Here is a 23217-nt window from a genome sequence, read left to right on the forward strand (position 1 = left end):
AGCCGCCGCGAACGCGGTGACGGACGAGATGGTCGCCGACCTCGGCGTCGCCGGAACGCCCGACGAGGCCCGAGAACGGCTCCGGACCCTCGTCGCCGAGACGGGAATCGATCAGCCGATCGTCGTCGTTCCCGAACCGGCCTCGAGCGAGGTGGCCGAGACGACGATCGACGCGCTCGCACCCGAGCGACTGTAGTCCGTTACTCAGCGGGATCATCCTGGTCCTTCCCGCGTAGCCGACGCCGTCTGCCCGAACTGCGGCTGACGCTTGCGAATCCGCGGGTAGCGCTTTTGCCTCGAACAGTCCACAGTCTCGAGTACGGGGCAACCACGATGAGTACGAGCTACACCGATTTCGTCGGCGAGGTACAGCACAGAATCGAGGCCGGCCGGCAGGCAGAAGCCGTTCGAACCATCCGCGCGGTCCTCGAGACGCTCGGCGAGCGCGTCGGCGAGGGCGGTGCGACGGATATCGCGAGTCCGCTACCGATGGAGATCGACCGGTACCTCCTCGACGTCGATCACGGCCACGCGTACGAGTACGACGAGTTCGTCGACCGAGTGCTCGATCGACTGAACTACGACGATCTGGATCTCGACACCTCGTACGGGCGGCCGTCGAACGTCGATCGGGCCGAGGCGGTCTATCGGATCAAAGCGGTCGTCGAACTGTTGAGCGAGAAGGTTCCCGGCGGCGAACTGGCTCACGTCGAGGAGCAGTTCCCCGACGACTTCGCCGACATGTTCGAGTTCGTCGACGTCGAGACCAAACCCTGGGAGGAAGCCTGAGGACGGCGATTATCGCGCGAGATCCCGCTTCGCCCGTCGGATCTCGTCGTGAGCCTCGTCCGCGCCGTCGACGCGGGCGAGTCCCTCGGCGGCCTCGAGCGTCCGGACGGCGTTGTCGAGAAAGGAGAGCACGTCGCCGGAGTAGGCATAAACCATGTAGTCATCGGTCATCACGTCGACGATCGCGTCCGGTCCAAGCCCCTGGGCGCGCAACTCGAGGAGGTACTGGAGGAACTTCCGCTCGGGACAGCCGCAGTAGGGGTTGTTGTCACAGCCGCAGTCAAGGAAATCCTGCGTGAAATCGAGGACGCGATCGCGGGTCGCGTCGTCGAGTTTCTCGAGGCCCTCGCCCTGAAAGAGCATGTCGAGCGTCGCCCCCTTGAAGGCACCTTTGGGGATGTTCGTCTCGAGCTGGGAGCTGAGCTGGCGGTGGTTCTTGACGTAGATCTTGTCGGTGATGGCCACGCGTTGGCCGTTCTTGGGACTGTGGGTCGAAAAACGTCTCGGTCGCGAGCCGACTCGAGTGAGACGGGGTATCAGGGACCACTCACGCCGGCCGAAATCGTGCGGTACGGAGTTCCACACCCGATCGCAGAGTCGTAACGTATTTTAGTCCAACCGGCTGTAGGTTGATATGCAAGCGTGTCCGGGTTGGGGTAGTGGTTATCCTTCAGCCTTGTGGAGGCTGAGACGCGGGTTCGATTCTCGCACCCGGACTTTTCCACGACGAACGAAGTGAAGAGTGGAAAAGCCGGAAGGCGAGATCGAACCCTGGGAGAGGCAGCCCGCGCAACGGAGTGAGCAGGAACCTCTCCCTTCGGTTCGATTCTCGCACCCGGACTTTTTCGCGACGAACAAGTCCCTGAGCCGCGGCAGTCGTCAGCAAATCGAACCCAGACCGCCTGCGGTCACATCGTGACCGGCCATAGTTCGATCACTCACCGGGCAACGCGCCACCCGGAAGAAGGCGACTCCGGCCCCGAAGCGGGCCTTTTTGTCGTCCGACTCCGACAGTGAACGATATGAGCCACGGACTGGAGCCGACGGAGGAGTACGACGGCTCCATCGCCGTCCACCTGCTGGACGACCGGTCGGGACGGGAGGAGATCCGCTGTGTGTCGTACCAGGCGGCAATCGACGTCGTCAAGGCCAATCACCGCTCGGTCACGGTCGCGAAGATCGTCGACCGAGACGGCGACGTCGTCTTCACCTCCGCGGAGATGGCGATCGACGACTGGGAGACCGAGTGGGAGCGCGCGAAACGCCGTCTCTCCGTCGACGTCGAGGCGTACGATTGCCCCCACGACAACATCGCCTGTTTCGCCGACGATCTCTGCATCGACTGCCAGATCGACAGGGTGAAAGAATACTAACTTCGGCGAGAAATATCATATCCCTAACTTTCATATCGAGTGACTTCCTTCGTGATCGTACATGTCGCAGCGAATTCAACGGCGACGTCTATTGCAACTGAGTGGCGCGACGCTGGCCGCGACCGCGGCCGGCTGTCTCGGTGGTGATTCGGGGAACGGTAACGGAAACGGGAACGGGAACGGCGAGAACACGGCTGGCACGCCGGCGTACGCCGAGTGGGTGGCGACCGTCGACGGCGAGGTTTCCGTCAGCTACGTCGATATGGTGGCGCTCAACGACCTCGACAGCGAAGAAGACGACTCGAGCGACGAATCCGGCAATCTCGAGGATATCGAAGATCCGATGATCGGAGTCCCGCTAAGCGGGATGTTCGTCGCCATGCTCACAGCCGGATTCGGCCTGGCGGGACCGCGGCTGAGCGATCTCATCGCCTTCGATGAGGAACAGACGAACGAGGACGCATTCGAGTCATCGATCGACGACCTTCTCATCACGAACGAGACGATCGTCATGACCGGCGACGTGGTCACCGACGAGATCGACAGCACGGTGACGGCCGCCACCGCCGACGGCAGCTTCGAGGTGCAATTCGAACAGACGAGCGACGTGAGCGGGTACGCGATCTACGAGCCCGCGGGGGACGGACAGCAGGAGACGGCGCTGGGAGTCTCCGGCAACGCGATCATCCAGAGTGAGAGTAAAGCGGACGTCGAGCGAGTCATCGAGACGAAGCAGGGCGACGGAACCCGCGCTGTCGACGAATTCGAGACGTTCGATCGACTGCTGACGACTGGTGGTAACGGACACGTCGTGTTGGGCGGCTACAGCCCGGACGGGTTCGACCTCGAGAACGAGCAGTCGTCGGACGGCTCGGGACAGGATATCCAATTCGAGGAGTTCGAGGATGCAAACGGCGTCGTCGGCTCGCTCACGATCTCCGACTCGGAAAGTACGGCCGACATGGGGATCGACTTCGACGATGTCGACGACGGGAAACGCGACGAACTCGAGTCGGTTCTCGGCAGTCTGGGATCCGACGTTTCCGTCGACGTCGACGGCGGCTTCGTCTCCGCCTCGGCGACGTACTCCGACGACGCCCTCGAGGACGTCTGAGCTGACGACCGATCGATCGCCCAGTGATCGGCTCTCTCTTTCAGCGATGCAGTACAGTTCCATCGGTGTCTTCGATCGCTGCCGGTTCTCTCGATCTCAACGTCATCGGCCCACCGGCTCTGTACTGACTGCGTCTCTCGAGTTCGAGGTGTGATCCGGCCGCCCGGCTCGAGCGCGCGGCCGGACCGAAACGGCGCACTCATGCCTTCGCGTTTAGGCGTCCCGTTCCCTACCGGGGATATGGCGGACGCTCGATTCAACGAGGGGTTCGACGAGCCGATGCGAAACGCGGCGCTGGCCTGGCTCGTCACAGTCGTCCTCGCCGTCCTCGCGGTCAACCACGGACTCACCGACTCGTACCGGTGGCTCGCCTTCACCGCGTTCGCGGTCGCGATCGTGTTGCTCCCGGTCGCCGCGTTTCGAGATCCGCTCGCGATGCCGCCCTGGGAGCTGTTGGTCCTCCTCTTACTGCCCGTTGCCGACGCGACGGTGCTCGGCGAGTCGTTCCTGACGTCGATCGCGACCTACCTCGCCGTCGCCGCAGTCGCGCTCGTCGCGTGCGTCGAAATCGATCGGTTCACGGCGGTCCGAATGAACCGCGCGTTCGCGGTCGCGCTCGTCGTGCTCACGACGCTGGCCGTCGCCGGCACGTGGAACGTTTCGCAGTGGCTCGTCGACGTGACGTTCGAGACGAACTACCTGCTGGACGGCCGCTCGCAGGACGCGGCCAATCGCGCGTTGATGATCGACTTCGCGTACGCGGCGATCGCCGGCCTGCTCGCGGGGGTCGTCTTCAGCCGGTATTTTCGGTCGTACGGCGTGGACGAGGCCGATACCCGACGGACGCCGGCATCACGGAAACCCTCACCCGACTCGAAACCGGATTCGGATCCGGTCCCGGCGCTGATCCGCGGTCGACTGGACGTCCCCGACGAGATCGTCAGACGGCTCTCTCGCGTCATGCAAGCCGCCCTCACCGTTATCCTGTGTTACGGGATTTTCACTCGCGACCTGACGACGGTCGCGAACGCCGCCATCGCGCTCGGGATCACATTCCTCCCGGCTCTCCTCGAGCGAGACGCCAAACTCCCGCTCGAGCCGGGACTCGTCTTCTGGCTCACGGCGGCCGTCTTTCTCCACGTGCTCGGCTCGGCCGGCCTCTACGCGCTGATCGGCCCGTGGGATAGCCTGACGCACACGATCTCGGCGTCGATCGTCGCCGCTGCGGGCTACGCGGTCGTCCGGGCGATCGACCTCCACACCGACGAGATCTACGTTCCGCCCGCGATGCTGTTCGCGTTCATCCTCGTGTTCGTCCTGGCCTTCGGCGTCGTCTGGGAACTCATGGAGTTCGGCATCGACTGGAGCGCACAACGGCTCGGCCTCGAGGCGGTCCTCGCGCAACACGGTCTGAACGATACGATCGTCGATCTCGTCTACGACGCCGTCGGAGCCGCCGTCGCCGCTATTTGGGGCTCGTTCTACCTCACCGAGCTCTCCCAGCGGATCGCCGGCCGACTCGGGGGATCGTAGCCGGTCCGAGTCAGCTCGATGAATACTGGCCGGTCCGAGTCAGCTCGATGAATACTGGCCGGTCCGAGTCCGCTCGATGAATACTGGCCGGTCCGAGTCCGCTCGATGAATACTGGCCGGTCCGAGTCCGCTCGAGCCGCTTTCACTCCAGTCCGTTCGAGCCGGTTCCAGCCGAAAAACGAGTGGGCACTCAGTCGGCCGCTTCGGTCAACCGCTGTACCTCGTCGTCGCTGAGCGAGAGCCGTGACGCGGCGACGTTCGACTCGAGGTGGTCCGGATCCGAGGTGCCCGGGATGGGGAGCATCACGTCCGAGCGCTCGAGCAGCCACGCCAGCCCGACCTGTCGTCGGGTCGCGTCGTGCTCGGCCGCAATCTCGTCGAGGAGGTCGGCGTGTTCGTCCAGATCGTCGCCGTTGATCGGGGCCCACGGGATGAAGCCGATGCCCTCGTCGTCACAGATCTCGAGGACCTCCCGACTCCCGCGGTCGTTCAGGTTGTACCGATTCTGGACGGTCGCGACCTCGACCTGTTCGCGGGCCTGATCGAGGAGTTCGGCGGAGACGTTACTGACGCCGACCGAGTCGACGATCCCCTCGTCTTTGAGTTCCGCGAACGTCGCGACGGAGTCCTCGTACGGCGTGTCGTCGTCGGGTCGGTGGAACTGGAAGAGGTCGATGGTGTCCGTCTGGAGCCGATCGAGCGAGGTCAGGACCTGATTGCGGATGTAGTCCGGATCGCCGTGTGCGATCCAGTCCCCCTCGCGGTTGCGCAGCAGGCCGGCCTTGGTCGCGACCAGCACGTCGTCAGGGTCGCCGATCGCTTCGCCGATGAGGCGTTCGCTCGCGGCGGGGCCGTAGGAGTCGGCCGTGTCGATGAGGTCGACGCCGCAGTCGACGGCGTGTTCGACGACCTCGCGTGCGGTCTCCTCGTCAGCCGGCGCGCCGATGATGTTCTCGCCGGTGAGGCGCATCGCACCGAAACCCAGCCGGTGAACGGTCGAGTCGCCGATTTCGAACGTCTCGCTCTCGTTCGTGATCGAGTTACTGCTCACGGCTGTACTGACAGTCTCCGCCCTCTTGAGAAGTGGGCTTCCCGAACGGAATGCCGGTTACGCCTCACTCGACGTTCGCGATCACTGTTCGACGTGATCGTCAGCGAAACCGGCCGCTCCTACGGACTCCTGTCAGTCGGTTCCGGCGCACCCGCGACCCGCCATGTGGGTTTGCGGGACACAGCGACAGCAGACCGTCTCAAAACTCGTGCCACGTTCGCGGTGCCTCGGGCCAACCGACGACGCGAATCTCTCGTGATCCGTCGTCCGTTCTCCCGGTCACTGTGGTGCGGTTCAGAGACGCCCCTTCCCTCTCGTACTCCGAGAGCGATCGCGACCACTCACTCGAGGGACGGGAGTATTTCGTCGCGAATATACTCGAGAAAGTCCGCCGACTCGAACGAAGACGGCCGATAGAGTTCCACGTAGCCGCTTCGGGTGGCCGTCATCTTCACGTCGTCCCCGTCGTGTTCGTATGAGAGCCCGACCTGATTCAGCGCCGAGTCCTCGAGCACGTCACCCATCTCGTCGCGAAGGTCCGCGCCGTGAAAGACCCCGTTGACGTCGGTTTCGGCGGGCCCGTAGAACCCGGCTTTCCACGGCGTCGCTCCCTCGCGGGCCGCGACGAACTCGTCGAGATCGACCGTCGCGCGCCCGATGCTCGAGTTCGTCTCGCTCCCGATGAAATCGAACGCGAAGGCCCCGTCACCGCTGTCGACGACGACGAACTCGCCCGGGATGCCGACGAACTCGGCGTACCGCGTGACGGTTCGCTCTCGCTCGTCGACGTGGATCTCGCCGTTTTCGATCGTCGTCGCGGTTTCGTTCGCGATCGCGTCGGCGGCTGCCCGTCCCTCGAAGGCCATCTCCCCCGAGGGAAGCGAAAATACGCGGTCGATCGTGAGACACCGCTCGAGTTCGTGCCCGTCCTCGGTGACCGTCTCCGCGAACGAGTCGACGACCTTGAACGTCCCGTCGACGACGCCGAGCACACCTGCTTTCATGCGTAGCGACACTCAATCCGTTCTGATATACTATGTGATATGCCGGTGGCAGAAACCGCGACGCTGCGCCGCTCGGCACGGATACTCGCTGATTCTCAGTGGACCGCTCCGCTCGAGAGATGAGGGGTCCTCGCTGCTTTGCCTCATCCGATTCGAATCCGTTCGCTGTCGGGTTGTAGCCCCTGATCCGAGCGGTGGAGAACGGTACCGTACAGTCGTCACCACACTTATGTGATCCTCGTCCGTCGCGCCGATATGAACAGTACTCGCGAGGCGATTCTGGACTGTCTCGGGACGCTTCCCGACCGTCCCGATCCGGCCGTCGAGACCGTCTCGAGTACGGCCGCCGACGGGTTCGAGCGCCGACTCCTCGAGTACGACGTCGAACCGGGAGAGCGAATTCGGGCGTATCTGCTCGTCCCCGACGGCGGCAGTGGCGAGCGACCCGGTGTTCTCGCGGTCCATCCCCATGCCGGCGAGTTCGCCATCGGCAAGTCCGATCCCGCCGGTCTGAGCGACACTACGGACTACAATTACGGCGTCGAACTCTGTCGGCGCGGTCACGTCGTCTGCTGTCCGGACCTCCGCTGCTTCGAGGACCGACGCCCGTCCGAGCGCGAGCGTGCGTCCGGCACGGCTCCGTCAGGTGCCGACTACGAGAAATTCGTCGCGATGGATTCCCTGCTCCGTGGCTCATCCCTGCAGGCGAAGTATCTCTCGGATCTCGTCGTCGCGCTCGACGTCCTCGAGGACCACGACCTGATCGATTCCGATGCCCTGGGCGTGCTCGGCCATTCGCTGGGCGGCCAGGAGGCAGCCTGGCTGTCGTGGTTCGACGACCGAGTCGCCGCCGCGGTCGTCTCCAGCGGCGTGGCCCGACTCGCCGCCGTTCAGCGCGAACGGATCACCCACAACTTCGCGCTGTACGTCCCCGACCTGTTGACGGTCGGCGATATGGATGACGTGCTGGCCGACGTTGCTCCGACGCCGCTGCTGGTGACCCACGGCACCGACGACCGGATTTTCCCGCCCGACTCCGTCCGTTCCCTCGCCGACGTCGTCTCGGAGAGCTACGCCGCCGCCGGCGCTCCGACGCGGTTCGAGACGCTGTTTTTCAATGGCGGCCACGAGTTCCCCGCCGACGTTCGCTCGAGCGCCTACGACTGGCTGGACCGCTGGCTCGAGCCCTGATACCGCGCTCTCACACTCACGCCGCTCTCGAGTGTACCAGGGAGTAACGACCCGGAATTCAAGCGACTGTCCGAACAGGGGAGGGGAAGTATCGTCTCAACGAACATCCGTGGTACGAAACGGGATCGATCGCGACGTTTGTGGTATACGCGGCATTGGGAATCGGGTTCATCTGGCTCCCCGTCTGGACCGGCGTAACCCTGATCTGAGCGCGAGCAGTTCTATGTAGCGATCTCACGTCGTACCCCCAATATCCGCGCGTTTTCTATCACGTCCGGCCTGACGAACAGATGCATCGAGCTCACAGAAACGGGTCATCGTCTCCCGGAGTTGACGTTCGGAAAGACTCGCGACGCTCGCGGGAACGGGGACAGCTCGGTTTCAGTCGAGTGCGAAAGCTACTCGAATCGAAATCGGATAGAATCGGGAGACCACCCCCCGGCATTTGGATCACGCTCTGTACGTTCCTGATACTCGTTCGTCGTCCGATCTAACGGAACAATTCACCTCACTCGGCGTCTGCACTCGGCACGATGTCGCAGGGCGTGAAGAGTGAAACGTCGTCACGGTTCGCAGCCGTCTGCTGCAAATCGTCGGAAAAACCGGAGCGACAGAAACAACAATAGTGCTCCTCGCGGTCGGTTCCGTTGGGGGGAGTCCACCGAACCCGTGACACAGTCCGTTCGAGGTCAGCCAGATCCCCCTCGGTCATCTCTCTACTGGTGTACTTGCATTCACCCGCCACGAGCGTTCCGTCACTTGCAAGCCCGACGACATCGAGTTCGTGCTGCTGGTGCCACCAATAGCCGATCCCCTGATACGTGTTGGGAATCAGCGATGGGAGTGCGTTCTGGCAGACCTGCTCGAACATCGTCCCCATGTAGTCCGTAACAGTTGGCTCGATCAACTGCTCGTAGGCGTCCTCACCGAGCTGGGCGAGTTTTCCTTGCTGGCCGTAGACGTAGCGGAACCAGAACCGGAACAGGGGCTCTTTCAGCCGGTAGCGACTCTTTCGGGTCGCGTTCGGGTTCGCGGTCACTGGAATATCGCGTTCAACGAGTCGGAGCCGTCGGAGCTTCGAGAGATACGAACCAAGCGCGTTTGAGTCAGTGCCGGCGAAGTCAGCGATCTCGTTTGCTGCACGCTTGCCGGTCGCAATCGCCCGGAGGATCGTGTAGTACGTCTGCGGTTCACGAATCCCGAACTCCGTTCGCAACAGGAACTCAGGTTCGTTGTGGAGGACGCCGTGTTCCGAAAGAACGTGCGACTGGATGTTCTCGGCGAGCGAACGAGACGGAGTAAGTGCCTGGAGATAGTACGGCGTTCCCCCGAAGACACCCCAGGTCTGGATGACCGTATCTGGATCGTCGTCGGGATAGAACTGCTGTGCATCCATCAAGTCGAGCGGCGGGAGGTCGATCGTCGCGGTCCGGCGGCCGTACAGTGGGCTACCGCCGCTGAGGACTTTGTCTTCCATGATACTGATCGACGAGCCGACCAGCACCAGCGTCATACTCGTCTCTTCGAGGTGCATATCCCAAACGCGCTGGATCTTCGAGGGGAGCGCGTCGTCCGACTCGGCGAGATAGGGGAACTCGTCGAGGACGACCACCGCTTCCTCTCGACCCAGTGCCCGGAGTAAGGCTTCCCAGTCACGCTGTATGTCGTCCAAGATCGGAAACGTCTCGCTGGCAGTGTCGACGAAATTCGCAAGTTGTACGTTAGACGTCTCTTCCGCTGCCTGCCAGTAGACAGCATCCTGGCGGCCGCGAATCGCTTCACGGACGAGCGCACTCTTGCCGAGTCGTCAACGCCCGTAGATCACAACCAGTTCTGCGGTATCGTTCTCGAACCGCGATTTCAGCAGATCGAGTTCGTCGACGCGGTCGACGAAACGCGGAGGAGTCATACCCCCAGTTCCGCTCCGACGGCGATAATGCTTCCGGTTATCTAAATCTCGATTTTACTAATCTTGTTTTTACTATTTTCGCGCTTCGTCGGTCCCTTCCCAATCGACGCCGAGTCGATACTGTAGCCTGTTATCTCGGTGATAGACAGGTCTAAAATTGCGGAGAATAGAGCAACTGCTCGCAGACACTTGCATAGAGAGTATGATGCCGCCTCCCGGATTTGAACCGAAACCAGACGTGCTCGTGGATCGAGAGAGCTACGCTCTCTCGTCATCACGGAAGACGCGAAGCGTCTTCCGATCGACTTCGCTACGCGCGACTGGTAGGGTTCAGAATCCGCTCGGCGCCGTTTCTGCGTCTCCTCACTTCGTTCGTCGCCGCAGAATATGCCGCCTCCCGGATTTGAACCGGGGACAGCTCGATCTTCAGTCGAGTGCTCTCCCAGTCTGAGCTAAGGCGGCCTACCTCACTCTCCGGCCAAGGTATAAAAAAGGATTTCGAATCAGGATCGGCGTTCCGCCTCGCTTACAGGAGACGGAAGCGTGATCCGGCGACTCGAGTAAGTCACCGAAAAACGAGTAACGGAGACAATACGGGCACATCTATGCGTGATTACCCGCTGTCTGTTGGAATATCGGATATTCAAGACACCCTTTTCCCCACCGGTGGGTAATATCTTGTTATGGAAGCCCTTACCTCGAGTCAAGCGGAACGGGAGCTCTCCGCGGACACCATCCTCGAGCTGCTGGCAAACCGTCGGCGGCGATACCTGCTGTACGCGCTGCGGGGGCAAGAGGATCCGATCGAACTCTCGACGCTGGCCGAGACGGTGGCGGGGTGGGAACACGACGTCCCGCCGGACGAGGTCGCGAAAAACGAGTACAAGAGCGTCTACGTCTCGTCGGTCCAGTGTCACGTCCCGAAACTCGACGATGCGGGCGTCGTCGATCACGATGAGGACAATCACACCGTCGTCCTCGCGGATAACTTCAATCAGCTCGAGCCCTACCTCCGGATCGTCGTCAAAGACGAACCGGAGAACTCGACGCTACACGCCGCTCTCCAGACCGAGTCGGGCGACGGGCTGCTCGGCCAGATCCGGGAGAACGTCGCCCGACTCAAACAGTAACGACCGCGGCGCGTGTTGTGCCGTTTGGTCCATCGTTCAGGTGGCCGACTCGAGGTCGCATCGACCGCGTTCTCAGGGCGCGGACTCGCTCATCGATCTTCTGCTCGTCTCTACCGGTGCTCGAGCGCATCCCAGCGGGTTCGAGTCGCTATCCGAAACGGGCCTCACCGCTCACGGCTATTCGCGTGATAACTGTGGGATCGGGCGGGTTCGAACCATCTGAACTTCGCTCACTACCGTTCGCTCGTTCCGTAGTTCGGACCACCCTCGCATACATGTCTCTGGCTCACTGTCGTTTGCCAGAGAAATGGGCTCGGGCGGGTTCGAACCGAAGCAAGACGGTCGCTCACTTCGTTCGCGCTGCGACTTGCAGGGTTCGAACCGCCCTCGCATACATTTCTGTAACTCACTGCGTTCGTTCCAGAAATGGGCTCGGGCGGGTTCGAACCACCGATCTCGGCCTTGTAAAGGCCGCGTCATAACCAGCTAGACTACGAGCCCGCATCCGGGACGAGTAGCCCCGTCCGAATAACCTTTACTCTCTCGCGTTGCAGCTATCATACATGGCACTCGAGCGTGTATGGAAAGGGCTTCTCGTCGTCGCCGTCGTCGCAGCTGTTGGCATCGTCCTCGTGCAGACTGGCCTCGTCTCCGTCCCCTGGGGCCCCGACGAGGGCAAGGTTCGGATCCTCGACGACGGATCCGACGACGACTCGACCGCTGACGCGGATCCCGGCTCGGACAACGAAGCTGCTGCCGACGGTGAGGGGACGAATGGGAGCGATGGCGACGCTGAACGCGAATCCAAAGCCGTCGTCGATGTCGAAATCGCAGACGATAGGCAAGAACGCCACACCGGATTGAGCGATCACGAGTCCCTCGAGTCGGGTAACGGAATGTTGTTCATCCACAATCAGGAGCAGGATCTGACCTACGTGATGCGCGAGATGGACTTCGACATCGATATTATCTTCATCAACGCCGATCGAGAGATTACGACGATTCACCACGCTCGCGCGCCCGGCCCTGACGAGGACGGCAACGATCTCCAGTACTCCGGGCGCGGGAAGTGGGTCCTCGAAGTGCCCCGCGGCTACGCGAACGAGACGGGTATCGAAGTCGGCGACGAAGTCGAAATCGACCTCGAGTCCAACCAGACGACCGTTACCAGTGCCGGGTCCGAGTCGCTCGAGCGCGTCGCCGCGACCGTCGATCGCGAGCCGACCACGCCAGCAGCGGTCGACATCAGCCGTATTTCGGCTCGTCGGTAATTCTTATAGCCGGCGGACCCCGAGTCCCGTTCAATGAGTAACGCCGACTGGGACGAGGACGATCCCTTCGAGGAACAGCGGGAGGAGATCGAGAATCCGATGAAACGGCTGTTCCTCGAGTACGGATCGAACTACACGGATGCTGCCGTCATCGGCGTCATCGCGAGTTTCTTCGCCCGTATCCTGGACCTGCTCCCGGCGCTCATGCTGGGGGTCGCGATCGACGCCGTGATCCGCCGGGAGATTCCGTACGCCGAGGCGTTCCCGATCGGCGGGGGACTCGTCGGCCCCTACGTCCCCGACGGACGGCTGGCGCAGTTCTGGCTGACGATCGGGATCATCGCGGGTGCCTTTCTCTGTTCGGCCGTGTTCCACTGGACCCGAAACTGGGGGTTCAACACCTTCGCCCAGAACGTTCAGCACGATATCCGGACCGACACCTACGACGAGATGCAGCGTCTGGACATGGGATTCTTCGCGGACAAGCAGACCGGCGAGATGATGTCGATCCTGTCGAACGACGTCAACCGCCTCGAGAAGTTTCTGAACGACGGGATGAACTCCCTCTTTCGGCTACTCGTGATGGTGCTGGGAATCGGAGGGCTGCTGCTCGCGATCAACTGGCAGCTCGCGCTGGTCGCCTTGCTTCCGGTGCCGCTGATCGCTGTCTTCACCTACCTGTTCATCCAGACCATCCAACCCAAGTACGCCCAGGTCCGCTCGACCGTCGGGAAGGTCAACTCCCGACTCGAGAACAACCTCGGGGGCATTCAGGTCATCAAGTCCAGTACGACCGAGGAGTACGAATCCGAGCGGGTCGAAGACGTCTCTCGAGACTACTTCGACGCCAACTGGGGCGCGATTCGCACCCGGATCAAGTTCTTCCCCGGCCTGCGCGTGCTCGCAGGGATCGGCTTCGTCATCACCTTCCTCGTCGGCGGCCTCTGGGTCATCTCGGGCCCGCCCGGGCCATTCTCCGGCGAACTCAGCACCGGAATGTTCGTCGTCTTCATCCTCTACACCCAGCGCTTCATCTGGCCGATGGCCCAGTTCGGACAGATAATCAACATGTACCAGCGCGCTCGCGCCTCGAGCGAGCGAATCTTCGGGCTGATGGACGAACCGAACCGGGTCGGCGAGGAACCGGACGCGCCCGACCTCGAGGTGACCGAGGGCCGCGTCGAGTACGACGACGTCTCGTTCAGCTACGGCGATCGTGAGACGGAACGGACTATGGGCGGCTCGACCGAGGAGCACCCGGACTCGGGAGACGCGGAGACGATCCTCGAGGGGATCGATTTCACCGTCGACGGCGGCGAGACGCTCGCACTGGTCGGTCCCACGGGAGCCGGCAAATCGACGGTTCTCAAACTCCTCTTACGGATGTACGACGTCGACGAGGGGGCGATCCGTATCGACGGACAGAACGTCGAAGACGTCACGCTCCGCAGCCTCCGCGAGTCGCTGGGATACGTCAGTCAGGACACCTTCCTCTTCTACGGCAGCGTCGAAGAGAATATCACGTACGGCACGTTCGACGCGTCCCGCGAGGACGTGATCGAAGCCGCGAAGATGGCCGAGGCTCACGAGTTCATCGAGAACCTGCCCGAGGAGTACGACACCGAGGTCGGCGAACGCGGGGTCAAACTCTCCGGCGGCCAGCGCCAGCGGCTCTCGATCGCCCGCGCGATCCTCAAAGACCCCGACATCCTCGTGCTGGATGAGGCGACCAGCGACGTCGACACCGAGACGGAGATGCTCATCCAGCGCTCGATCGACGAGCTCGCGGAAGATCGGACCACCTTCGCCATCGCCCACCGGCTCTCGACGATCAAGGACGCCGATCAGATCCTCGTCCTCGAGGGCGGCGAGATCGTCGAACGGGGAACACACGACGAGTTGCTCGCGAACGGCGGCCTCTACTCGCATCTCTGGGGCGTCCAGGCCGGCGAAATCGACGAGCTTCCCGAGGAGTTCATCGAGCGCGCTCAGCGCCGGCAGGCGCGGACGGAAGTGGACGTCGGCGATGACGACGACTAGTTTCAATTCCAACATCTAATCGAAAACAATTACTATGGTTGTTGAGCAGATTGGGTATGGCACCGCTAACGCCGTTGCTTAAGCCGGCCGATTACTTCGCGCAACGCCCGAGACGCCGTACGGAGGAGGGGAATCGGGGTGTTCGTCCTGCACGTCGTTCTGGAGTCCGTCTGGTTGTACCTCGGTGTCAGGCTCCTGTTCGATCAGGTCCGGAATCTGGATCCCCGACTCGAGCGAGAGGCCGTGTCGATCGTAACCGGCGCGATTGTCATCGGCGTCGGCGCCCTCATCGTCGCGTGGTTCGTCGTCGCCGTGATCATGCACGTTGGATGCGGCGGCGGGAAGCGGGGGACGTTCACCGACGCCTTCGGCGTCGCCGGCTGGGCCTACGCGCCGGAGGTCGTCCTCTTTCTCCCCAGTGCGATCTACGGCTGGTGGGAGATCCGGCACCGCTCGTTCGACGGCTCCGATCCCGAACGATTGGTCGCCGAGTTCGATGCAATCGCGTCACAGACCGACCTCGCAGCCGTGCTGATAGCGCTCGCGACGACGCTCTGGAGCGTTTACATTCTCACCTATGGGATCGCCGAGACGCACGATATCCCGGTCGATCGGGCCGCGACTCCGGCAGTCGTCGTGGGTCTGGGATCGATACTCTTCTTTCTCATCAACTGAGCGTCGAGTCGACGAGACCGACGGTTAGAACGACTCCTGGCCCGCCTGATCGTCCTGATCCGGATCCCCCTCGTCCTGTCGCTGCTCCCCCGGCGCGGGCGGCGTCCGGTCGCTGTAATTCTTCCGCCCGATCGCCTCGTCGCCGACCATGTTCATGATCGCCTGTTCGACCTCACCGTAATCCCTGTACTCGTCCTCGTTCAGCGGACCGATAAGCTCCTCGAGCGTCGTCGTATTCCCGCTCATCTCGACGGTCTCGTCGCCGTGTTCCTCGAGGAGTTCGTCGTGGCCGATCGGGTACTCCTGGTTCTCGAGTTCGTCCTGGAGGTCACCGAGCTCGACGCCGAGCTCGCGGCTGTCTTCGGGCATAGTCGGCAATTAGTCACTGCGCGGAAACGGATTTTCCCTGCGTGCGCCACGGGTAGCACGAGCGGGACGGATCGTCCGCCGTTGCCGGTCCACCGTAACCGGTCCACCGCAACCACCGAGAGCACGACAACTACGGGGAGGGGTCATCACCGGGAGTTTCATGGCCACGCAGTCTGAGTTCCTTCCCATGGACCTCTCTACCGCGACGTGGGCGGACGTCCGGGACCTCGAGACGAATCTCGCGGTCGTCCCCGTCGGCAGCACGGAACAACACGGCCCGCACGCCCCCCTCGGGACGGACGTGATGACCGCCGAAGGGGTCGCTGACGCCGGTCTCGAGCGGGTCGACCGAGACGTCGTCCGCGCGCCGGCGATTCCGGTCGGGATCGCCGAAGAACACCGCCAGTTCCCCGGGACGATGTGGGTCTCCGAGGACACCTTCCGCGACTACGTCGGCGAGGCCGTCGAAAGTTTGGCCCACCACGGTTTCGACCGGGTCGTCGTCGTCAACGGACACGGCGGCAACGTCGACGCCCTCCGGGAGGTCGGCGGGCGACTCACCAGAAACGGCGACGCCTACGTCGTTCCCTTCACCTGGTTCGAGGGCGTCGGCGAGCACACCGCCGACATGGGCCACGGCGGCCCCCTCGAGACGGGACTCCTGCGCCACCTCGAGCCGGACCTCATTCGAGAGGAGCGGATCGACGAGGCCCGCGCCGGCGCGGCCGACGGCTGGGGCGACTGGACGAGTTACGTCAATCTGGCCTACGACGCGGCGGAGTTTACGGAAAATGGGGTCGTCGGCGATCCGGTCGAGGGCGACGCCCAGCGAGGCGAAGAACTGCTCGAGTTAGCTGCCGACGCGCTGGCTCGGCTGCTCGAGGCGATCGCCGAGCGAGACATCTCGAGGCCCGAGCGACGATAGGAACCGATGGCGATCGGGGGTCGGCAGTCGGCTGAGTTCGATCGGTTACTCCTCGTCTGCGTCGTCTTCCGCGTCGTCGTCGGTCCCGTCCGTCGTCTCCTCGGGACCTGCGTCCTGCAGCGTCCCGCGCAGTGCCGGAATCGTCGACGTGAGTTCGCCGACCTGCTCGCCGGCCTCGGAGATGTCCGTGATGGCCTCCTCGAGGGCTTCGATCTCTTCCTCGAGGTCGTCGGCGTCGTCGAACGCGTCGGCGCGCTGGCCCATCGTGAACCACTTTTTCGCATCGCGGAGGCTGTCCTCGGCATCGCCGGCGTCGAGCGCCGAATTGAGGCCGTTGAGGACGCCCAGCACGTTGTCGGCGTCGGTCTCCCAGATGTCGTCGGCGGCGGGCAGCGCCGCCCAGGCCTCCTCGAGCGATGCTTCGACGTCCTCGCGCATCTCGTTGGCCGCTTCCCCGAACAGTTCCTCGTCGTCGCCGAGCGTGGCTTGGCTCATGTCATCGTCTTTGCGACCACCGGGGTTAAAAGATAGCCCGAAAGTGAAAGTGAAATCGGTCGGAAGCGGATCGATATCGGTCGAACAGGAGCGCGATTTCGAAAGGAAGGTCGTCGAACGAAGTCCGCCGACGAATCGCCGGCAGCCGTCACGTCTCGAGCCGTCGTTCGACTCCGGAAAGGCCGCCGTCACGGAGCGAACGCGTTGCTCCCGGTCGGGTACCGCCCGTCCGGTCGCCGAACGGATACGCGACCGTCGACTGCGTGACCGGCCGATCGATCAGAAGGGATACTCTCGCCGTTCGTGTTGGATGGAGATCCACTTCTTTTCGGTGACCAGGTTCAGGATTTCGGTGCTGTTGTAGCCGCCGGAACCCGACGCCTTCGTACCGCTGAAGGGGACGTGCGCCTCGTCGTTGATCGGCTGGTCGTTGACGTGGACCATGCCCGTGTCCAGCTGTTCTGCGATCTGCAGACCGGTGCCGACGTCGCCCGCGTGAACCGACCCGGAGAGGCCGTACTCGGTATCGTCGTGAAGCGCGATCGCCTCATCGACGTCCGAGAACGGAACGACCGGCGCGATCGGGCCGAAGTGCTCGTTACACGCTGCGGCCATATCGTTGGTCGCGTCCGAGAGCACCGTCGGCGCGACGACCAGCGAGTCGTCGACTCCATCGAGGGCGACGGTCTCGCCGCCGGTCTCGAGCGTCGCGCCGGCGTCGACAGTCTCCTCGACGTAGCCGAGCATCTCGTCGCGCTGGCCCTCGTCGATTATGGGGCCGACGACCGTGTCCGGGTCGTGGGCGCTCCCGACCGGGAGCGACGCCGCGCGATCCGTGAGCAAGTCGACGTACTCGTCGTAGACGTCCTCGTGGACGAGGTGGCGGTTGATCGAGATACAGACCTGCCCCTGATGGACGAACGACCCGAACGCGGCGGAGTCGACCGCCGCCTCCACGTCGGCGTCGGCGGTGACGATGTGGGCGTTGTTCCCCCCGAGCTCCATCGCGGTCGCGGAGAGGTTCTCGCCGGCTTTCGCGGCGACGCCGCGGCCCACGGGCGTCGAGCCGGTAAAGGCGACAACGTCGCTCTCGGGGTGTTCGACGACTGCATCGCCGATGTCCGACCCGTGACCGGGGACGACGTTGATCAGTCCGTCAGGGAGGTCCGCCTCCTCGTACAGTTTCGCCATCAGGAGACCGCCTGTGATCGGCGTGTTCGAGGCGGGTTTGACGACGACCGCGTTCCCGGTCGCGATGGCAGGTGCGATCGCCCGTCCCGAGAGGTTCAACGGGAAGTTCCACGGGGAGATGACCGTGACCACGCCCTGGGGCTCCCGGCGGACGAAGTTTTCCTTGTGAGGGATGTTGGAGTCGGCCTGCTCACCTTTCATTCGACGGGGGAACGATGCGGCCTCGTTGGCCTGATCGGTCGTGATACTGATCGAGGTCTCGCCCATGATCTCCGAGCCGCCCGCCTCGTGGGCCAGCAGCTCGATGATTTCCGCTTTGTGCTCCTGGAGTGCTCGGGCGAACGCCTGCGCAACCTGTTCGCGTTCGGCCGGCGGCGCGTCTTCCCACTCTTTCTGCGCGTCAGCGGCGGCCTCGTAGGCGGCGTCCACGTCCGACTCGACGGCTGCCGGCACGTGAGCGACCTCCTCGCGCGTGGAGGGGTCCTCCACGGCGATCTCCTCGTCACCATCGGAGGGCGTCCACTCGCCGTCGATGTAGAGACTGTTCCAATCAGCGTCGATCGAGAGTTTCGGTCCCATCGATCGGCTTACGTGAGCGCCACTGAAAAGCCGACACCGGCACTCACAAGTTCTCGGTATCCGATCCGCTACGACTGCGGCCAGAACTCGAGTCGAGCCCGATCAACCGCCCTTCGCGCTACGCTCGAACCGACTCGAGGCGCATCAGCGGATAGCCGTCCTCCATCTCCATGCGGGTGACGACCTCGCAGCCCTCGTAGTCGACGACGATTTCGACCGCGAGGAATCGACCCGTCAGTTCGGTGTAGTCGGCGCTCGAGTCGGCGAGTTCGGCCTCGAGTTCGTCGGTCAGGACGTCGACGGCGACGTCGATACAGTGGGGCTGGTTCTCGATCGATTCCTCCATCGCCGTCTCGAGGCTCGCGGCGCTGTCCGGCGAGACGGGCGTGCCGGCGAACTGGTGATACAGCGAGCCGAACTTGATGCCGGCCTCGAAGCAGGCGGCTTCGGCGTCGGTCGGATCGTCGGAAGCCATACGCTTTCCCTCGGGTGCGGTCGGCAAGGGGATTGCGATGTGCTGAAACATCGCAGGTAGGATCGTTCTCTCCACTTCCTCGAGTGAGGCGTCGACTGACGAAACCGAGCGTGTCCTGCTATCGTGGCACCAAGGAATCGCCACGCCCTCCCCAGCCGATTCGTTCGCGCCTCGCGGCGCTCACTCATCCCTCGCACGGCTTCGAGCCGCGGCTCACACGGCTCACGGTTCCCTGCGGTCACCGCTCACAAACCGAGGCCTTCACTCCGTTCAGGCCTCACAGTTCGCCGCGGCCCAGCGCGCGCCACCGCATAGTGGTTTGCCAATCGGGAACGAGATCGGGGTGTGCTTTCCGGCAGCCGCGACGGGGCGCGTGACACTCCCGCCCGAACTGCCGCGGAACCGCATGGTACTTATCGACGCTGTCCCTCACACCGAACGAATGGCACAGTCAGTCCTGCTCACGGGGGCTGCGGGGCGGGTCGGAAGCGCCATCCTCGACGGCCTCGCGGACGACCACGAGTGGCGGTTGCTGGATCGCGATCCGCCGACGGACGACCACCCCGGCGAGTTCGTCGTTGCGGACATCACCGACGGGGAGGCCATCCGCGAAGCGATGGACGGCATCGACGTCGTAATCCACCTCGCGGGCGACCCGCGTCCGGAAGCGCCGTGGGACAGCGTCCTGACCAACAATATCGACGGCACCCAGACGGTCTTCGAGGCCGCCGTCGACGCCGGCGTCGAGCAGGTCGTCTTCGCCTCGTCGAACCACGCCGTCGGTAACTACGAGACCGACGAGCGCACGCCCGGAATGTACCGTCCCGAGGACGCCTACCGTCTCGACGGGAGCGAACTCCCCCGGCCGAGCAACCTCTACGGCGTCTCGAAGGCCGCCGGCGAGACGCTGGGGCGGTACTACCACGACGAACACGACCTCTCTGTCGTCTGTGTCCGCATCGGCAACCTCACGCAGGGCCACCCGCCGATCGACTACGAGCGCGGACAGGCGATGTGGCTCTCCTACCGCGACTGTGCACACCTGTTCGACCGGTGCATCCGCGCCGACTACGAGTACGAGATCGTCTACGGCATCTCCGACAACGACCGCAAGTACTACTCGCTCGAGCGCGCCCGCGACGCCCTCGACTACGACCCCCAAGACAACTCCGCCCACTACGACGGCGAGGATCAGGTCGCCGAACCCGACGCCTGATCGCGCGCTACCGCTGTCCGCACGATTTCTGCTGTCCGGCCGACGGATCTCGCTGTCAGTCGCACGAGTTCGCCGTCGGCCGCACAGTCCTGTTGCGACCGCGCCGGCGAGAGCCGGCAACCGACTCGGACGTGCCCCGCCCTTTTGTCCCTCGGCGTCGGACCAGCGCGCATGGAGTACACCACGCTCGGAGACACGGGAATGACGGTCAGCCGCATCTGTCTGGGCTGTATGAGCTTCGGGACGGATCGGGAGTGGATGCTCGAGCCCGAGGAGAGCAAAGAACTCATCGACCGGGCGATCGACCTGGGGATCAACTTCTTCGATACCGCGAACGTCTACTCGACGGGCGAGTCCGAGGAGATTCTGGGCGACGCGCTCGAGGGGTACGACCGCGATTCGCAGGTGGTCGCGACGAAGGTATTCGGCGAGATGGATCCCGATAATCCGAACGCCAGCGGTCTCTCCCGCAAAACGATCGAACAGGAACTCGATGCGAGTCTCGACCGGCTCGGGATGGACACCATCGACCTCTACCAGACCCACCGATGGGACTACGACACGCCGGTCGAGGAGACACTCCGCGCGCTCGACGATGCGGTTCGGCGCGGGAAGGTGCGCTATATCGGCACCTCCTCTATGTGGGCCCACCAGTTCGCCGACGCCCTCCACGCGAGCGACGCGCTGGGCCTCGAGCGCTTCGCCACGATGCAGAACCACTACAACGTGCTCTACCGCGAGGAGGAGCGAGAGATGCTGCCGCTCTGTGAGAACGAAGGGATCGGCGTCGTTCCGTGGTCGCCGCTGGCCCGCGGCGTCGCGACCCGCCCCCACGGGGAGATCGATTCGACGACCCGCGGCCAGACCGACAAGTACCTCGAGCAGATGTCCTACCTCCAGGGCGGCGGCGAGGAGATCAACGAGCGAATACAGGCGCTCGCCGACCAGAAGGGCGTCTCGATGGCCCAGATATCGCTCGCGTGGCTGCTCCACAAGGACTGGGTCGACGCCCCCATCGTCGGGACGACCAGCGTCGAACACTTAGAGGACGCCGTCGAGGCCCTCGAGATCGATCTCTCCGAGTCGGAGATGGAGACCCTCGAGGAACCCTACGAGCCGCTGCCGGTGGCGGGTCACGAATAGCCGAACGCGCCGCTCGCAAAGCGTCCGCTACAACAGATCGACGCCGTTCAGCACTTCGGCGACCCGCTCGAGGTGGGTCGCGTGTTCCTCGCCCTCGAGCCCCTGGTACATCGTCGTGATCGAGAGGTGGTCGGCTCCGAGGTCTCGCCAGGCCTGAACGCGGTCGATCCACTCGTCGTCTTCGTCCGGGACGGCATACATCCGACCGCCGAGGCCGATGTCGTCGGGGTCGCGGCCCGCCGCCTCGGCGTGCTCATAGAGGTCCGCGAGGTGGGCCTCGGCCTCGTCGCCCGGCTGGAACTGGGGTAACCAGCCATCCGCAATCCGAGCGACGCGGCGCTTGACCGGATCGGCCATGCCGCCCATCCAGAGCGGAATCGGCTGCTGGACCGGAAGCGGCCGGATGCCGACGTCCGGAATCTCGTGAAACTCGCCCTCGAACTCGACGAGTTCGTCGGTCCAGAGCCGGCGGAGCACCTCGACTTGCTCCTCGATTCGCTGCCCCCGCCGCGAGAAGTCCTCTCCCAGCGCGACGTACTCGGGTTCGTTCCAGCCGACGCCGATTCCCATGCGAAACCGCCCGTCGGTGAAGCGATCCAGTTGGGCGGCCTGCTTCGCGACGAGCGCGGTCTGGCGCTGGGGCAAGACGAGAATTCCGGTCATGAACGCCAGTTCGTCGGTCTGGCCCGCCAGATAGGAGTACGTGGTCAGCGGCTCGTGAAACGTGCTCTCGTAGTCGTAGGGACCGTCCCACCCCTCGCGATCGGGGTCGACGCCGAGGACGTGATCGTACGCCAGAACGTGTTCGTACCCCGACTCCTCGACCCGCCGTGCGTAGTCGGCGAGCGACCGCGGGTCGTGGCCGATCTCGAGTTGCGGGAGCACGGTACCGATTTCCATACCCTCGCGTTCGGCCGGCCCGGACTTGAAACTCTCGTCGGAACTGAATGACGGCGGCTATCGGTGAGGATTTGCCGTCCACGTTGTGGTGGCGCGCGCTGTCGGCGAGGCGCGACTCGAGGGAGCGCCTCGAAAGCGAATAGCGCGGGACCGGCGGTCCCGCGAACCATGCGAACGGGTCGAAGACCCGTGAGCAGACGGAGAACGAAGCGATCCGTGAGCAGGCCGACCGAACGAGAGTGAGGTCGGTCGATACCACTGCGCGAGGTCTTCGCGAACTTCGTGAGCGAATGGCTTGGAAGGCGCGAAGCGTCTTCCAGTGGATGAGCGACCGCAGCGACCAGCGGGAGCGAGGACCGCAATCGGCTGGGGAGGGCGTGGTGACTCCCCGTTGCCAGTGTGAGGAAAACACGTGACTCTTCGCCACTCCTCGAACGCTCCGTGACTGACCTACCGAACCGCTCTCGAGCCCCACGACCGTTCTCGAGCACCGGTGACCGATCAGAACAACCCGTCCACGTCCTCCTCGCGGGCCCGTCGCCTGCAGACGTGATCCGTGAGCCGCTGGGAGATGATCCCGCGGTTCTCGTCCTCGCGGACGAAATCGAACAGCAGCGTGATGAAGACGCTGCCGTCGTCACCCGACTCGAGATCCTGTCGCGCGTACTCTCGAGCCCGCCGGATCGGTTCCTCGTCGTATCCGAACTCCTCGGCGAGGACGACCGCCGCGATCGCCGTCGGCTCGAAGCCGAGAGCCGCCAGCCCGGGACTGTCGCCCTCGTGTTCGATCCGTCCAGGCGGCCGCCGCTCGATGAGTTCGGGGTCGGCCGCGAGACGAGCCAGC

General features: G+C 63.8%; 20 protein-coding genes, 3 tRNA genes and 3 pseudogenes. 14 read left to right on the forward strand and 12 right to left on the reverse strand.

What is annotated here, in order from left to right; translation table 11 throughout:
• Positions 1-196 (forward strand): annotated as a pseudogene (locus PGX04_RS18405) (LLM class flavin-dependent oxidoreductase); the annotation flags it as partial.
• Positions 197-333: 137 nt separating this feature from the next.
• Positions 334-789, forward strand: coding sequence for a DUF2267 domain-containing protein (locus PGX04_RS18410; protein ID WP_273739842.1), 456 nt, complete (start codon positions 334-336; stop codon positions 787-789).
• 9 nt (positions 790-798) lie between these two features.
• Here the strand turns inward: PGX04_RS18410 and PGX04_RS18415 are convergent, their stop codons facing one another.
• Positions 799-1254 (reverse strand): DUF5814 domain-containing protein, encoded by a 456-nt coding sequence (locus tag PGX04_RS18415; RefSeq protein ID WP_273739843.1) that lies wholly within the window; start codon positions 1252-1254, stop codon positions 799-801.
• Positions 1255-1434: 180 nt separating this feature from the next.
• On the opposite strand from PGX04_RS18415, the gene PGX04_RS18420 reads away from it, so the two are divergent.
• The 4 genes from PGX04_RS18420 (at position 1435) to PGX04_RS18435 (ending at position 4809) form a co-directional block, all read left to right on the forward strand.
• A tRNA-His gene (locus PGX04_RS18420) sits at positions 1435-1506 on the forward strand.
• Between the two features lie 305 nt (positions 1507-1811).
• Complete coding sequence (locus PGX04_RS18425; RefSeq protein WP_273739844.1) at positions 1812-2162, forward strand: hypothetical protein; 351 nt, start codon at positions 1812-1814, stop codon at positions 2160-2162.
• A 61-nt stretch (positions 2163-2223) separates the two neighbouring features.
• Positions 2224-3276, forward strand: a complete 1053-nt coding sequence (locus PGX04_RS18430; protein WP_273739845.1) for a hypothetical protein — start codon at positions 2224-2226, stop codon at positions 3274-3276.
• A 240-nt stretch (positions 3277-3516) separates the two neighbouring features.
• Positions 3517-4809 (forward strand): DUF2238 domain-containing protein, encoded by a 1293-nt coding sequence (locus PGX04_RS18435; protein WP_273739846.1) that lies wholly within the window; start codon positions 3517-3519, stop codon positions 4807-4809.
• A 190-nt stretch (positions 4810-4999) separates the two neighbouring features.
• Here the strand turns inward: PGX04_RS18435 and PGX04_RS18440 are convergent, their stop codons facing one another.
• Positions 5000-5860 (reverse strand): aldo/keto reductase, encoded by an 861-nt coding sequence (locus tag PGX04_RS18440; RefSeq protein ID WP_273739847.1) that lies wholly within the window; start codon positions 5858-5860, stop codon positions 5000-5002.
• A gap of 341 nt (positions 5861-6201) precedes the next feature.
• Positions 6202-6864, reverse strand: coding sequence for a hypothetical protein (locus tag PGX04_RS18445; protein ID WP_273739848.1), 663 nt, complete (start codon positions 6862-6864; stop codon positions 6202-6204).
• 255 nt (positions 6865-7119) lie between these two features.
• On the opposite strand from PGX04_RS18445, the gene PGX04_RS18450 reads away from it, so the two are divergent.
• Positions 7120-8055, forward strand: a complete 936-nt coding sequence (locus PGX04_RS18450; RefSeq protein ID WP_273739849.1) for an alpha/beta hydrolase family protein — start codon at positions 7120-7122, stop codon at positions 8053-8055.
• Between the two features lie 508 nt (positions 8056-8563).
• On the opposite strand, the pseudogene PGX04_RS34730 reads toward PGX04_RS18450, so the two are convergent.
• A pseudogene (locus PGX04_RS34730) lies at positions 8564-9964 on the reverse strand (ATP-binding protein).
• A gap of 388 nt (positions 9965-10352) precedes the next feature.
• A tRNA-Phe gene (locus PGX04_RS18460) sits at positions 10353-10426 on the reverse strand.
• A gap of 221 nt (positions 10427-10647) precedes the next feature.
• On the opposite strand from PGX04_RS18460, the gene PGX04_RS18465 reads away from it, so the two are divergent.
• A complete protein-coding gene (locus tag PGX04_RS18465; protein ID WP_273739850.1) occupies positions 10648-11094 on the forward strand; it encodes a DUF7344 domain-containing protein in 447 nt (148 codons plus the stop codon).
• Positions 11095-11521: 427 nt separating this feature from the next.
• On the opposite strand, the gene PGX04_RS18470 is transcribed toward PGX04_RS18465, so the two are convergent.
• Positions 11522-11595 (reverse strand) — tRNA-Val (locus PGX04_RS18470).
• A 62-nt stretch (positions 11596-11657) separates the two neighbouring features.
• On the opposite strand from PGX04_RS18470, the gene PGX04_RS18475 reads away from it, so the two are divergent.
• The 3 genes from PGX04_RS18475 (at position 11658) to PGX04_RS18485 (ending at position 15080) form a co-directional block, all read left to right on the forward strand.
• Positions 11658-12365: a DUF192 domain-containing protein gene (locus PGX04_RS18475; RefSeq protein WP_273739851.1), complete on the forward strand. Its 708-nt coding sequence runs from the start codon at positions 11658-11660 to the stop codon at positions 12363-12365.
• Between the two features lie 33 nt (positions 12366-12398).
• Positions 12399-14405 (forward strand): ABC transporter ATP-binding protein, encoded by a 2007-nt coding sequence (locus PGX04_RS18480; protein ID WP_273739852.1) that lies wholly within the window; start codon positions 12399-12401, stop codon positions 14403-14405.
• A 90-nt stretch (positions 14406-14495) separates the two neighbouring features.
• On the forward strand, positions 14496-15080 hold the full coding sequence (locus PGX04_RS18485) for a Yip1 family protein (protein WP_273739861.1): 585 nt from the start codon (positions 14496-14498) through the stop codon (positions 15078-15080).
• Between the two features lie 24 nt (positions 15081-15104).
• Here PGX04_RS18485 and PGX04_RS18490 read toward each other — a convergent pair whose 3' ends face one another.
• Positions 15105-15449 carry a DUF5789 family protein gene (locus PGX04_RS18490; RefSeq protein WP_273739853.1) on the reverse strand — a complete coding sequence of 115 codons (345 nt, stop codon included), beginning with the start codon at positions 15447-15449 and terminating at the stop codon, positions 15105-15107.
• A gap of 187 nt (positions 15450-15636) precedes the next feature.
• On the opposite strand from PGX04_RS18490, the gene PGX04_RS18495 reads away from it, so the two are divergent.
• Positions 15637-16374, forward strand: a complete 738-nt coding sequence (locus PGX04_RS18495; protein ID WP_273739854.1) for a creatininase family protein — start codon at positions 15637-15639, stop codon at positions 16372-16374.
• Positions 16375-16419: 45 nt separating this feature from the next.
• On the opposite strand, the gene PGX04_RS18500 is transcribed toward PGX04_RS18495, so the two are convergent.
• From PGX04_RS18500 to PGX04_RS18510, 3 genes are all read right to left on the reverse strand, one after another.
• Positions 16420-16869, reverse strand: coding sequence for a DUF5790 family protein (locus PGX04_RS18500; RefSeq protein WP_273739855.1), 450 nt, complete (start codon positions 16867-16869; stop codon positions 16420-16422).
• 279 nt (positions 16870-17148) lie between these two features.
• Positions 17149-18639: an aldehyde dehydrogenase family protein gene (locus PGX04_RS18505; protein ID WP_273739856.1), complete on the reverse strand. Its 1491-nt coding sequence runs from the start codon at positions 18637-18639 to the stop codon at positions 17149-17151.
• A 118-nt stretch (positions 18640-18757) separates the two neighbouring features.
• Entirely contained in the window at positions 18758-19114 is a 357-nt protein-coding gene (locus PGX04_RS18510; RefSeq protein WP_273739857.1) for a dihydroneopterin aldolase family protein, read from the reverse strand.
• A 442-nt stretch (positions 19115-19556) separates the two neighbouring features.
• Between PGX04_RS18510 and azf the strand changes: the two genes are divergently transcribed.
• Both azf and PGX04_RS18520 read left to right on the forward strand, forming a co-directional pair.
• Positions 19557-20330, forward strand: a complete 774-nt coding sequence (gene azf, locus PGX04_RS18515; protein WP_273739858.1) for an NAD-dependent glucose-6-phosphate dehydrogenase Azf — start codon at positions 19557-19559, stop codon at positions 20328-20330.
• A 171-nt stretch (positions 20331-20501) separates the two neighbouring features.
• Positions 20502-21473 (forward strand): aldo/keto reductase, encoded by a 972-nt coding sequence (locus PGX04_RS18520; protein ID WP_273739859.1) that lies wholly within the window; start codon positions 20502-20504, stop codon positions 21471-21473.
• A gap of 27 nt (positions 21474-21500) precedes the next feature.
• Here the strand turns inward: PGX04_RS18520 and PGX04_RS18525 are convergent, their stop codons facing one another.
• Together PGX04_RS18525 and PGX04_RS18530 are read right to left on the reverse strand one after the other, a co-directional pair.
• Positions 21501-22373, reverse strand: coding sequence for an LLM class F420-dependent oxidoreductase (locus PGX04_RS18525; RefSeq protein ID WP_273739860.1), 873 nt, complete (start codon positions 22371-22373; stop codon positions 21501-21503).
• Positions 22374-22874: 501 nt separating this feature from the next.
• Positions 22875-23217, reverse strand: a pseudogene (locus PGX04_RS18530) (DUF309 domain-containing protein); the annotation flags it as partial.

This window comes from Natrinema soli, from assembly GCF_028618695.1.